The 12465-nt window shown below is 66.5% G+C and carries 10 protein-coding genes; 6 read left to right on the forward strand and 4 right to left on the reverse strand.

Annotation, left to right across the window (positions count from 1 at the left end; translation table 11 throughout):
- Window positions 1-106 precede the first annotated feature (106 nt).
- The 4 genes from MRBLMD1_RS01625 (at window position 107) to MRBLMD1_RS01640 (ending at window position 3202) form a co-directional block, all read left to right on the forward strand.
- A complete protein-coding gene (locus MRBLMD1_RS01625; RefSeq protein WP_364396916.1) occupies window positions 107-547 on the forward strand; it encodes a hypothetical protein in 441 nt (146 codons plus the stop codon).
- 96 nt (window positions 548-643) lie between these two features.
- Window positions 644-910: a hypothetical protein gene (locus MRBLMD1_RS01630; protein WP_224026821.1), complete on the forward strand. Its 267-nt coding sequence runs from the start codon at window positions 644-646 to the stop codon at window positions 908-910.
- 105 nt (window positions 911-1015) lie between these two features.
- Window positions 1016-1507 (forward strand): hypothetical protein, encoded by a 492-nt coding sequence (locus MRBLMD1_RS01635; RefSeq protein ID WP_159631023.1) that lies wholly within the window; start codon window positions 1016-1018, stop codon window positions 1505-1507.
- A gap of 213 nt (window positions 1508-1720) precedes the next feature.
- Entirely contained in the window at window positions 1721-3202 is a 1482-nt protein-coding gene (locus tag MRBLMD1_RS01640; protein WP_364396920.1) for a DUF4832 domain-containing protein, read from the forward strand.
- 51 nt (window positions 3203-3253) lie between these two features.
- Here the strand turns inward: MRBLMD1_RS01640 and galE are convergent, their stop codons facing one another.
- The 4 genes from galE to MRBLMD1_RS01660 all read right to left on the reverse strand — a co-directional run bounded on the left by galE (window position 3254) and on the right by MRBLMD1_RS01660 (window position 8637).
- Window positions 3254-4282, reverse strand: a complete 1029-nt coding sequence (gene galE, locus MRBLMD1_RS01645; RefSeq protein ID WP_364397978.1) for a UDP-glucose 4-epimerase GalE — start codon at window positions 4280-4282, stop codon at window positions 3254-3256.
- Entirely contained in the window at window positions 4278-5360 is a 1083-nt protein-coding gene (locus tag MRBLMD1_RS01650) for a putative glycoside hydrolase (protein WP_364396923.1), read from the reverse strand. The genes galE and MRBLMD1_RS01650 overlap by 5 nt, the downstream gene beginning before the upstream one ends.
- Window positions 5357-7099, reverse strand: a complete 1743-nt coding sequence (gene pelF, locus MRBLMD1_RS01655; protein WP_364396925.1) for a GT4 family glycosyltransferase PelF — start codon at window positions 7097-7099, stop codon at window positions 5357-5359. The genes MRBLMD1_RS01650 and pelF overlap by 4 nt, the downstream gene beginning before the upstream one ends.
- A gap of 77 nt (window positions 7100-7176) precedes the next feature.
- Window positions 7177-8637, reverse strand: coding sequence for a hypothetical protein (locus MRBLMD1_RS01660; protein ID WP_364396928.1), 1461 nt, complete (start codon window positions 8635-8637; stop codon window positions 7177-7179).
- A 672-nt stretch (window positions 8638-9309) separates the two neighbouring features.
- Here MRBLMD1_RS01660 and MRBLMD1_RS01665 point away from each other — a divergent pair.
- The gene (locus tag MRBLMD1_RS01665; RefSeq protein WP_364396931.1) at window positions 9310-9981 is read left to right on the forward strand and encodes a peptidoglycan-binding protein; all 672 of its coding nucleotides are present in this window, start codon (window positions 9310-9312) and stop codon (window positions 9979-9981) included.
- A gap of 6 nt (window positions 9982-9987) precedes the next feature.
- The gene (locus MRBLMD1_RS01670; RefSeq protein WP_364396934.1) at window positions 9988-12450 is read left to right on the forward strand and encodes a hypothetical protein; all 2463 of its coding nucleotides are present in this window, start codon (window positions 9988-9990) and stop codon (window positions 12448-12450) included.
- The last annotated feature ends 15 nt before the right edge of the window (window positions 12451-12465 follow it).

Raw genomic sequence — 12465 nt, forward strand, 5'->3', positions numbered from 1 at the left:
CCCCTTATAGGGGCCCGGTTTCGGGTCCCTTGAACCCCAGTCACAGTCGATCCGCCCGTCTCTGCGGTTCTGACAGTGCATCTCCAAGAAACGTTGGCGCAATGCCATGACCACCACCCAAGAACAGCCTGTCCACGTCGAGGGGCGCCTCGCGCTCAGCGGCGTCCTCGCTTCCGCCCTGCCTCACGACCTCGGTACGGCAACGGCCGCCTCCCGGTACACCGTCCCCGTCGTTTTTTCCCGCAGACCCCAGCCGCGGGAACTCGATTTGTTGCACGACAAGAGCGTCACCAAGCGCCTGGCGGAGGAAGGGTACAGCGACGTCGAACTGCGGGTCTCCGACCGCCGCCTTTTGATCACCAACACCAATCTGCAGGACCTCAAGTCAGGGCTTGCCCACCTCGTGGGCACGATACTGAGGGACATCTCCGTGCAGACCGAAGCCGAGCGCGCCCACAGGTCTGAAGAACTGGATGCCCTGGGGCTGCTTGAGGAACAACGACTTGAAGCTATCCGTCAATCCGCGGCAGAAATCCACTTCGACTAACACCCGTAACCAGCACCGCGGAGTCGACAGTACGGACACGCGCATAGGCGCGCCTCCTCAAAGTCTCCGCACGAACCCAAACCCGCAAAGGAAACAATGACTTCCATGCACCTTGAGAAGTACTGGCACCGGCTGTCCCCGGCCAGCAAGCAGTGGCTCCTCGACAATCCTGGTTGTGTAATTCTGCCCCGGACCATCTCGGCGGAAATAAATGCCGAATCCGGAGAGGACGCTGATTCTGACAGTCACGGCGAAACTGTCCTGTCACCGGAAAACATCGAGTTCATCCGGTCCAAAACACGCCAGGAAGAACCGTCCCCGGCACAGCCGACCTACCGGTTCTTCGACTCTGTACAGCCCTAAACCCACGGGACCCCGGCCACCCAAACCGGGCCGGGGTCCCAGCCATTAACGTACTGGGCGAGGCCCCTGTGACCGAAAGGGGGCCGGGCGGGGCATAGTTGGAGTATGGCAACCTACGATTCCCGGAGTTTTTACACGCGCGGTGATTCCTTCAGTGTTGGAGCTTCGCGGGAACACGTGGAACGCTCGCTTCTTGACTTCGGGGCAACCGATGTTCTCTTCAGCCAACGTGGCCACCTCAACGCCATCTCGTTCAGAGCCAGCGGGAGGCAATTTCGGATTGTCCTTTCATTGCCCCAGACCGAGCGAAGCCCTGCTGTTCCGGGTGGAGTGTCCGACGTCCCCGGCAAGGAGGTTAGCGCAAAAGTGCTCGAACTCGATGCCCGGAGGTTCTGGCACGCCTTCGCCCTGTCGACCGACGCCAAACTCGCAGCGGCGGCAGCCGGTGTTGCAACACTCGAATCCGAATTTCTGGCCCATGTGGTGCTCCCCGGGAACCATACGGTGATGGACGAACTCGAACCCGTCATAGCCTCTGCCTACAGGTCCGGGCAGCGTCCCTCCATCAGTGCTGCTGCCGGACCACGAACCGATTGAAAAATTGGGCCATGGCCCAGCCAGGAAGGACCATCGGCAGGCCGGAAGGCTCATCGTGTTGGGGACCGGGGCGCGTTGAGAAATGACGAAAACCCCTTGGCCACTTGTGGAGCCCTGCGTTTTCAGTTTGAATTAGCGCCGTCGCACCGGGCGACTTTCGTGCAGTTCTTGGTCTCGCAGGTGCCCTGGCACCGCCCTTAGGAAGAAGCTTCAGTGAAAGCGTTGCACAGGCTGGGTGCTGTTCCGTTTCCGAATATTGTCCGCCCGCGCGGAAAGGCCAAAGGGATAGCCAACGCTGCCGCGGCGTTGTCCTTGTTGGCAGGGCTGATATCCCTCACCATCCCTTCCGCCGGTACTGTACCCAGCGCGACAGCCGCAGACATCAAACCGGGGGAGTGGGTTTCCCTGGCGGCCGGTCCGGCGCCGGCCAGCAACCCGCTGCAGGGCTTTGTCCCCTACACCGGGAAGTACGGTTCCCTGCCCTATTCCATGGAATGGTTCTACATTCCGGTGAACGCAGTGGTCACGGGACCCGGCACCTACGACTGGTCCGCCCTGGAATCCCGGCTGAACGCCATTGCCGCCCGCGGGCACCAGGCCGTCTTCAGGTTCTACCTCGACTACCCCGGCAAGCCAACCGGCGTTCCCAAATACCTCCTGGACGCCGGATTGGCCACCCATTCCTACACCGACTACGGCAACCAGGGCATCAGCGTTTCCCCCGACTACGACGACCCGCGCATGGCACAGGCGCTGGACAGCTTCATCGCGGCCTTTGGGTCAAAATACGACGGCGACCGGCGCATCGGCTTCATCCAGGCGGGCCTGCTGGGGTTCTGGGGCGAATGGCACACCTACCCCCACGACGGGTGGGCCTCGCCGGAAAACTGGTCTGCCTCGGCCACCGAGCAACAACTTGTCCTGCAGGCCTACACGGCCGCCTTCACCAGGACCAAGCTGCAGGTGCGGTACCCCACCACCGCGAACAGCAGCCTCAGCGTGGGCTACCACGACGACTCGTTTGCCGCCGAAACCATGCCCGGAACCGGCTGGAGCTTCGTGGACAAACTGCAGCAGGCCGGCGCAACCGGCAAATGGCTCACCCAGCCGGTGGGCGGCGAACTCCGCCCCGAGCTGCAGCCCTGCCTTTTCGACGCCGTCCCGTGCCCCTGGGTGGCCGACCCGGCCCAGAAGGACTTCCCGGGGAGCGTGGCGGCAACCCACGCCTCGTGGCTGCTCAACCAGTACGCCTTCAGTCCAACGTATTCAGGGGCTGCCCAAAGCAATGCTGCCGCAGCGTCCCAGTCGCTGGGCTACCGGTTCCAAGCCACCGGCTTCTCCCTGGCCCCAGGAGCCGTGAAGGGCCAGAGTGACCTCAGTGTCACCATCCGCAACACCGGGGTTGCGCCGTTCTACTATGACTGGCCGGTGCAGGTGGCTGCCGTGGGCGGCGACGGGAAGATCGCCAGGACCTGGACCACTTCCTGGCGGCTCACCTCGATCAAACCGGGCATGGCACCCACGCTGGGGGCGCCCCTCAGCACCGGCGGCCTCCCCGCCGGCTACTACACGCTGGTGCTGCGGCCCGTGAACCCGCTGGCCAACGGTGTCCCGCTGCGCTTTGCCAACGCTGACCAGGACCGGACGCTGCCCGGGTGGCTGACGTTGGGGCGCAATTACTTCCCCGCATCCTGACCGCCGACCACAGCCTGACACCGACCACAGCCAAGCCGCGGCCGCCGGCTGCTAACTGGCTGCCGCCTCCACGCGGTACCCGTTCGGGTTGTTCTGCTGCCAACGCCAGGCATCGGCGCACATGTTCTCCAGCGTCTCCGCAGCCTTCCACCCCAGGTCGCGGAAGGCCGCCGTCGGATCCGCCAGGCTGACCGGGGCGTCTCCCGGGCGCCGCTCCGCCAGGCTGTAGGGGATGGCAGTCTGCGCAGCCTTTTCAAAGGCGCGGATGATTTCCAGGACGGAGTGGCCGCTGCCGCTGCCCAGGTTCCAGGTGTGGACCCCCTCGCGGGCAGCGAGGTAATCCAGTGCCGCCAGGTGTCCGGCGGCGAGGTCCATTACGTGGATGTAGTCGCGGATCCCGGTGCCGTCGGATGTTGGGTAGTCGCCGCCGAAGACGTTCAGCATGTCCCTGCGGCCCACTGCCACCTGGGTGACGTACGGGAAGAGGTTGTTCGGGGGACCCTGCGGGTCCTCGCCGATCTGGCCGGACGGGTGGGCGCCCACCGGGTTGAAGTAGCGGAGGAGGGCCAGCCGCCACCGGCCGTCGGAGGCCTGCACGTCCGTGAGGATCTCTTCAATCTGCTGCTTGGTCCGGCCGTAGGGGTTGGTGGCCCCCAGCCTGCTGTCCTCCTTGAGGGGCATCTGCGGGTTGCTCCCGTACACCGTGGCGGAGGAGCTGAAGACGAGGGTCCGCACGTCATGGGCGTCCATGGCCTCCAGCAGGTTCAGCGTCCCGGTGACGTTGTTCCGGTAGTAGCGCAGCGGCTGGGACACCGATTCGCCCACGGCCTTCAAACCCGCGAAGTGGATCACCGCCTCAGCCCCGGCGGCCGCGAACACCCGGTCCAGCGCGGCGGGGTCCGTGATGTCGGCCTCGTGGAAGGCCAGGCTGCGTCCGGCGAGTTTCTGGACGCGCAGCAGCGACTCCATCTGGGAATTGCTGAGGTTGTCCACCGCCGTGACGTGGTGCCCGGCCTCCAGCAGCTGGAGGATGGTGTGGGACCCGATGTACCCGGCGCCGCCGGTAACTAGAACCTTAATGTCTCTGCCCTCGCTGATAGACAACCCCGCTCTGCGGGGCCAGGACCACGTGGTGGGGTGCCGGTTGCCCGGCGGCATCAACCAGCCCGGAAGGGACTTTGATGCGGCGCCGGCTGCGGCCGTCGTTGTTGAAGTTCACTGCCGCCCAGCCGCCGCTGAAGGTCCGCGACCATACGTGCCGGCGCCCCTGGGGCTGCCCCTCGGGGTGCCCAAGAGGCCAGTCCAGTTCCTCGATGTGCTGGGTGCGGCTGTAGTCGTCGTGGCCGGTCGCGGTGTAGGAACCCGCGCCGCCGCCGAAGATCCAGAACGCCGCCAGCCCATACCGGAAGTTGGGGTGGGCGTCGTCGCCGTCGGTGGGGACGCGCAGGATGGAAATTCCGGGCCCGTCTGCCTGCGAAAGCTGCGCCTCGGCCGTCCGGGGATCGAACAGGTTCGCCGGCCCGTAGCCCAGCCACACCTCCTCGAAGCCGCCGCCGTACGCCGCGTGGGAATCCCAGCGGCCCGGCAGGCGCCGGGATTCGGCGATGTTGGGCACCAGGACCTTGCCCACGCCGTTCAATGCAGCCCCCGCAGCGTGGACCAGTTTGTCCAGGCCGTCCCGGAAGTCGGCCATGGATGCCGCGTCCTGCACCGGCGGCCGGATGCCGTAGTAGTCGTCAAACACGTCGTTGTCCGCCATCACGCCGTCAAAGGGAGAGCCGGCCAGTTCGCTGGTGACGTTCTCCACCCAGCGGGCACGGTACTCCGGGTCCCACACCTTCATCTGCCAATGGCCGCCGTAGCCGTTCCACTCGATGCGCGCACCGTCCAGCCGCGTGGCGAACCATGTGCCGCCGTCGTCCTCTGCCTCCCGGTACGTCACCCCGGAACTGAAGATGGGCCCCGGTTCATAGGCACGGGTGGAAGACAAGCACTTGTAGCAGAGCACCGTCATGTCCGGGCGGCGGCGCTTGAGCTCGGCTGCCGCGTCCAGCTCCCACGGCTGGAGGATGGCCGCGCGGTAGTGCTCAGCGGCGAAATCGATCTGCGCCGGAGAGATGGGATCGCCGTAGCGGATCCACGCACCCACTCCGGTCACAGCGGCACCACGGTGAGGGCTTCGGTGGGCAGTTCGTCCACGGTTTCCATGTCCGCTGCGGTTACGTCCGCCGCAGCCGGCTCCACCACCGGCAGGTCGCCCAGGGCGCGGTAGATCTGGTTGTAGGACGACATGACCTCGTGCATCTGGAAGAACTCCTGCACGCGGGTGCGGGCGTTGGCCGCATATTCGCCGTAGGCGTCCAGGTTGCCGATGACGGCCTGGACGGCGTCCGCCATCTGCACCACGTTGCCCGGGGTCACCGTTTCGCCGCAGGCGCCGATGGTCTTCCCGTCCGTGGTCAGCAGGTCATCGGCGATGAGCTGGGCTACGCCGCCAACATCGGAGCCCACCGTGGGAATGCCGGCGGCCATGGCCTCCAGGATGACGATGGGCTGGCCCTCGTTGTAGCTGGGGAGCACCAGCAGGTCGAACTGGTCAAGCATCTCCCGGACGTTGACGGTGCCGTGGATGGTGACCTTGTCCTGCAGGCCCAGGGCCTGGATCTTGGCCAGGCATGCTTCGTAGTATTCGGGCACGTGCTCGGTGGGGCCCAGGACGTCCAGGTGCAGGTTGGGATAGCCGCGCTGCGTGAGGACCTCCATGCTCGAAAGCAGGTCCAGCAGCCCCTTGATGGGCACCACGCGGGCGATGTAGACGAGGCGCCAGACGTGCTCCGCGGAGTCCTGCCGGAGGTTTTCCAGGACCTGCCGGCGCGCCCGGTACTTCCCGTCGAACTCCTCGATGACCATGCCGTTGGGCACCACCACGGACTTGTCGATGTCCGTTCCCAGGCGGGCTGCCTCGGTGATGGCGCTGGGGTAGAGGTAGGTGATCAGCCGGGCGCTGGGGTAGCAGAAGCGTCCCATTTCCGTCCACCACGCCATCCAGGCGCGCTGTTCCGCCGTGACGTCGAAGAGCCGGTAATCGTCGGCCGTGATGGACAGGGCCATGTTGCGGTCCAGCAGGGTGTTCACGGTGTCCCGGACATACAGGTTGTGTTCGGTCAGCAGGAAGGCGGTGTCGTGGTCCCGGGCGGCCGCGGCCCCCAGCAGCGAGGCGTACCCGGTGGTGTGTGCGTGGTAGACCTTGGCGCGGGGCATGGTCTCGCCGGTGATGGCATAGGCCAGGGAGAAGAAGTTGCGCAGCACCCAGAAGGATTCGGCCAACGGCAGGTTCAGTTGCGGCATGCGGTCCTGCAGGGCCTGCATGAATTCCCGGGATCCGAGCAGGGCCCACAGGGGGTACTGCCGGGTCCGCTTGTTGAGGCCCTCGTCAATCAGGTCCCACAGCGGCTCCACTTCGCCGTGTTCTGACAGGGCGTAGATGGCGTCAAAAAGCCGGTGAGAGAGTTCTTCGCGCTGTTTGGTGTCCATGCCCAGGTCCTTGACGGTCACCGACATGTAGTCGTGCCGGTGTTCCTCCATGCTGAGGAAGACCGTCCGGACCCAGCGGACGTTCCCGGGCATGCCGTAGAGGTCCGTCAGCGGCGCGCTGGAGTCCCAGGTGATGTGGATGATGCCGTAGCTGAGGTCCGGGTTGTGCGTGACGATGTCGTGCACCACTGCCGAGACGCCGCCCTTGAGGTAGGGGTAGGTGGACTCCATCACGATGGCCACGTCTACGTCCTGGTACTCGACATCGCGGGGCGCCGGGGCGGCTGCCGGTCCCGCCGAAAGCACTGACGGGGCCGGGTTGCTGTTCCAGCGGGTCTTTAGGTTCTTAAGGGTCGAGTACATGGTTGTTTCCTCACCTGGTGTTCTGAAGGCTCAAGAGTTTCGGACTGACTGAGGGACGTGCGGTGGCGGGAGCCGCGTCACCACGTGGTGGCGTGCCGCCAAAAGAGGGTGTATTCGGGCTGGCTCCAGTGCCGCTTGTAGAGCGTCCAGCCGACGGCGATGAGGACGAAGTCAGCGGCCCCCAGGATCAGGTAGCTGGCGGAGTGCACCGAGGTGCCGATTAGGTGGGCTCCGCCGGCGAAGGCTGCGATGCACACGGTAAGGTGCACGGCGCCGAGGATCTGGGGCGTGATTTTCTCCCCGATGAAGTCCAGCTCGTAGTTCAGGAGCGTGAGCATCATGAAGGACCACGAGGCCAGGGCGGCGGCAACCGTCAGTAACGTGTTGGCCGGGTCCAGGCCGGACACTGCCAGCGACACCGAGAGGGTCAGCAGCCCGGCGATGGCTCCGGTGAGGACCACCGAGCGGTCCAGGACGCGGACCAGCCGGCTGGAGCTGCCCTTCAGGACGCTGACCGGGGCGGTGGCGATGTCCTTGTGCAGCCTGCCGAGGGCCCGGTCCACGCCGGGTGCCAGGTGGACGAAGTAGAAGTTGTAGGCGATGACTGCCGGGAGCATGGCCGCGAAGACAGCCACAACCTGGAATGCCCCGCCTGTCACCAGGAACAGCGCATACTTGTCAGCCCAGAGGACCGCACCCATGAGCAGGCCGCGGACCAGGTCAGCACCGAACACCCGTGCGCCCAGGTGCTTGGTGATGCTCATGTGGCGCAGGCCCGAGCGCATGGCGACGAGCTGCGTGGCGGTTCCGACCACAGGCGGCAGCCACCAGGCGGCAGGAGCGAGGAACAGTGCGGCCGCGTAGCCGGACCAGGCGGCAGCCCACAAGCCGCGTCGGTTGGCCACGTTGGCCAGCACCAGTGACTGCACGAAGAGCAGGTGCAGGACGCACAGGACCACGTAGTGCATCATGGCGTCCCAGGACCAGCCGGTGGCCAGCCACAGGGGAACCGCGAACACCGCAACGAGTGGCAGGGACTGGACGAACATCAGCGGCCAGTTCTGGCAGAACCGGCGGGTGATCTCCCCGAGGTTGCGCTCGGCCATGAGGTCTCCGAGCACGCGGTAGATGGGCAGGCACGCAGCCTGGGCCAGCCACGGCACGGTGACTGACGATGCCAGGACCACGTAGGTCAGCGGCACCCCTGCAACATTGATGCCGGCCATGGCGGGACTCACCAGCGGGTAGACGGCGTTCAGCAGGAGCACCGGGGACAGGTACAGGAGCAGGGCCGCGCCCAGGCGTTCCTGGGAACCGCCTGCGGCCTGCTGGTCTGCCTTGGAGATCCGGGGCGTGACGATGAGCGCTACCGCCAGCAGCAGGGGAAGCACTGCCGCCGCCAGGACAAGGACGGGTGAGCCGCCGGTAAGGAACCTGCTGCCGAACGGCACCATGGCGGACAAGGCCAGGCCGACAACAACGAACACGAACATTTGGCGGGCATAGGTGTCTTGCAGCAGATGTTTCAGTGACGTCATGTCTTCCTTCGGGCGGCAGGCGGGAGCTGCGAAACCTGTTGCCCCGGGAACACGCGCGGCCGATCAGCCGCGCCCAGGGCAGGGGGTGACGCCAGCGTCGTGAAGCGTAAGGGGTGTGGATGGTGGCCAGGAGCTGGGGGGCCGACGGCGACTGGGGGGATGCGCCCTGGTCTCAGGAGGGCACACACCGCCGCCGGCCCCGGTCAAACCCGGGTGGACCCCTGCGGGGAAACCCGGAAGCTTTTGGGTGCGCGGAACGCGTTCCGCTCCAGGGAGGAGCGGCCCGGACACGACAATAAAGGCCCTACATCAAGAACGGACCATTGAATCGATTAATAAACATCCAATGATTTGAGTAAAGGTCCTGAAGGCTTCCTGAAGAGGTGAGGCGGCGCGTTAAGGAGGTGCCGCAGTTCCCGCCAGAGGCCGCCTCCGGGCTTCTTGACGTTCCCCGTTCCGCCCGTCCCGCGGGAGTCCAGGAACGGCCTCAATGCGGGGACTGCCATCGTGTTCCTGGTGCTCCGACGCTATCGCCGCAGGTCATCGGCCTGCGCCGGCCGGTGCAAAGCTGTCCCGGATAGCTTCGCAAAACTACTAATCATGCTTACCATTGTGGGGCGCGGGCTGCCCGCTGGGGGCAGAGCACCCGCGCGGCACCGGAGGTCTCTAAGCATGGACAACGAAATGCGTCCCCTTACCGATGATGAACTGATGTCCGAACAGGCCACCGCCCTGCCGGACAAGGAAGTAGCATCCGTCCTGGACCTGAACGCGGACCTGGACCTGGGCATCAACGCTGCGGCCCCGATTGACCTGGCCGTCGCCGCCAATGCGAACGTGGCCGCGCCCATCGACGCCGCCGCGTCAGCCAACATCCTGTCCTTTGGCTCGGACGCGCAGGCTTTGTCCAGCCAGGACGCTGCTATTGACCAGGGGATCACGGCCGACGCCAACGCTGACTCCACCCAGGACAGCGTGATCGGCCAGGGCGACGGCACCGCGGACGCGGGCACCACCGACGCCGGGACCACGGACGGCGGGGCAGGCGCCGTGACGGATCCCACCAGCACCGGTGGCCTGACCGACGCCGCCGGCGCACTGAACGGGAACCTGCTCAACGTGGACGTTAACCTCGATGCCGACGCCGCCATTGCAGCGCCCATCAACGGTGCCGTCGCGGCGAACGCCAACGTTGCAGCCCCGATCGACGCGGCCGTGGCCGCCAACATCGGCTCCATCGACAGCCAGGCGTACGCCATCTCGGATCAGAGCGCCACCATCTCGCAGCACATCGACGGCGCCGCCAACGCCGCGGCCGGCCAGCAGTCCGACCTGCAGCAGTAAGCCCAGATGACCCAGACCCAAGGCGGCCCGCCTTCCCAGGCGGGCCCGCCGTCGTCGACCGCTGCCCTTTCCCAGGACCCGCCGGACCGGACCATCACGACGGCGGGTGCCCACCTTCCTGCCCTGGCCGACGGCGTGCAGTTGCTTGGCCCAGCGGAAGGCTCCGGCTACCGGGAGCCGCCGGCTCTGGTGCGCCGCGCCGACGGCCAGACCCTGCAGCTGACCCGGCTGCTGTACCTGGTGCTGGAGGGTGCCGACGGCACCCGTAACTTTGACGCTATCGCCAAGCACGCCAGCGAGGGCTCGGGGCGCCTGGTCAGCGCAGACAACGTCCGCACGTTGATGGACTCCCAGCTGCTGCCAATGGGCCTGCTCCGGCTCGCCGACGGCAGCCAGCCCGAGGTCAAGAAGGCGAACCCGCTGCTGGGCCTGCGGTTCCGCTACGTCGTTTCCGACCCCGAGCGCACGCGCCGGATCACGGCGCCATTCGCCGTGCTCTTCAATCCGCTGATCGTGGTGGCCGTGACGGCCGCGTTCCTTGCCGCGTGCTGGTGGGTGCTCATGGTGAAGGGACTGGGTTCGGCCACTCACGAGGCCTTCGAGCAGCCGGCCCTCCTGCTGCTGATCCTCGCGGTCACCATCCTCTCCGCCGGGTTCCACGAATTCGGCCACGCCGCAGCCACCCGCAAGGGCGGGGCGACGCCCGGAGCCATGGGAGCGGGGCTGTACCTGCTGTGGCCCGCGTTCTTTACGGACGTCACGGATTCGTACCGGCTGGGCCGCGGCGGCAGGATCCGCACCGACCTGGGCGGACTGTACTTCAATGCCATCGTGGCGGTGGCCATCATGGGCCTGTGGTGGGCCACCGGCTTCGACGCGCTCCTGCTGGTGGTGGTCACGCAGATCCTGCAGATGGTCCGGCAACTGATCCCGCTGGTGAAATACGACGGCTACCACATCCTGGCCGACGCCACCGGAGTGCCTGACCTGTTCCAGCGGATCAAGCCGACCCTTCTGGGGATCCTTCCGTGGCGGTGGGGAAACCCGGAAAGCAAGGTGTTGAAACCGTGGGCGCGGGCCGTGGTCACCGTTTGGGTCCTGGTCACGGTGCCGGTGCTGCTGTTCAGCATGGTGATGATGGTGTTGTCCCTGCCGAGGCTGCTGGCCACCGGTTGGGCCAGCGTGGGCAAACAGCAGGAGGCGCTCTCGGCGTCGCTCGCCAGCGGGGACTTCCTGGGCGTGGCCGTGCGGGCACTGGCCATGATCGTGGTGGCCGTCCCGGTGCTGGGCGTGCTGTATATTGTGGCGCGGCTGCTGCGGCAGCTGGTTACCGGGCTTTGGCAGAAAACCCGCGGCAAGGCCCTGCAGCGCACCGCTGCGATGACCGCCGTGGCAGTCCTTCTGGGCTGCCTCGCCTGGGCATGGTGGCCTGACGGCGGGACGTACCGCCCGGTACAGGCCTATGAACGCGGGACGCTGGGGGATGCCACACGGGCAATCCTTCCCGCGCGCGACGGCGCGGCATTGCGGCAGGGCGCTGCCGGACGAACCGTTGTGCTGTGGCCCGCCGGGGCTGCGAAACCGACCCGGGACAACCCGCAGCTGAGCATGGTGCTGGTCCCGGCGGGTTCTTCCGCCGCTCCATCTTCCGGCGGCGGTTCCGATGCAGGTCCCGCTGCTGCGGCGCCCTCCTGGGTGTTCCCGTTCGACCGGCCGGCTGCCCCCGAGAGTGACGGGAACCAGGCGCTCGCCGTCAACACCACCGACGGCTCCGTCCAGTACAGCGTGGCGTTCGCCCTCGTGTGGGCCGAGGATGGCCAGCCCGTCACCACCACCAACGAGGCCTACGCCTTCGCCAATTGTTCGGGCTGCGCGGCGGTGGCCGTAGGGTTCCAGGTGGTGCTGGTGGTGGGACAGACGGACGTGATCGTGCCACAGAACCTTTCGGCGGCGGCCAACTACAACTGCCTGGACTGCCTCACCTACGCCCTGGCCAGCCAGCTGGTCCTGACACTTGACGGGCCGCTGGACGGGGACAGCAAAAAGCAGCTCGAAGCGCTCTGGGCCAAAATCGCCGAATACGGGCGGAACATCCGCGACGTACCGCTCTCCGATATCCAGGCCACGCTCAACGGGTATAAGGAACAGATCACGGCCATCGTCAAGGGTGCTTCGGTTGCCGGGGGTACTTCCGGGGCATCGTCTCCAGCCACCTCCGTCCCCAGCGGCGGACCCGGCCTTGGTCCTACCTCATCATCGTCCCCTGGTAACCAGTCCGCTCCGGCGGGGGTACCGGCAGAAACCTTCGCTCCTGACCCAGCTCCGACTGGGGTGGCCACGCCGCCGACGGGGCAATATACGGAAGGCCCGCAGCCGACGTCGTCAGTTGGCTATGCGACGCCGGCACCCGGCACGGACTACGGGACGGGCGAGACCCCGGCGCCGGCGCCCACTTCGGGCGCCGGGTAAAAGTGGGGGCCGGCA

It is taken from the genome of Pseudarthrobacter sp. LMD1-1-1.1 (assembly GCF_040676255.1).
Lineage (GTDB): Bacteria > Actinomycetota > Actinomycetes > Actinomycetales > Micrococcaceae > Arthrobacter.

Bases quoted from the DNA above. Each gene is read 5' to 3' on its own strand.
- MRBLMD1_RS01670 (WP_364396934.1), top strand. From the start codon at position 9,988: ATGACCCAGACCCAAGGCGGCCCGCCTTCCCAGGCGGGCCCGCCGTCG.
- MRBLMD1_RS01635 (WP_159631023.1), top strand. From the start codon at position 1,016: ATGGCAACCTACGATTCCCGGAGTTTTTACACGCGCGGTGATTCCTTC.
- MRBLMD1_RS01665 (WP_364396931.1), top strand. From the start codon at position 9,310: ATGGACAACGAAATGCGTCCCCTTACCGATGATGAACTGATGTCCGAA.
- pelF (WP_364396925.1), bottom strand. From the start codon at position 7,099: ATGTACTCGACCCTTAAGAACCTAAAGACCCGCTGGAACAGCAACCCG.
- MRBLMD1_RS01630 (WP_224026821.1), top strand. From the start codon at position 644: ATGACTTCCATGCACCTTGAGAAGTACTGGCACCGGCTGTCCCCGGCC.
- MRBLMD1_RS01660 (WP_364396928.1), bottom strand. From the start codon at position 8,637: ATGACGTCACTGAAACATCTGCTGCAAGACACCTATGCCCGCCAAATG.
- MRBLMD1_RS01625 (WP_364396916.1), top strand. From the start codon at position 107: ATGACCACCACCCAAGAACAGCCTGTCCACGTCGAGGGGCGCCTCGCG.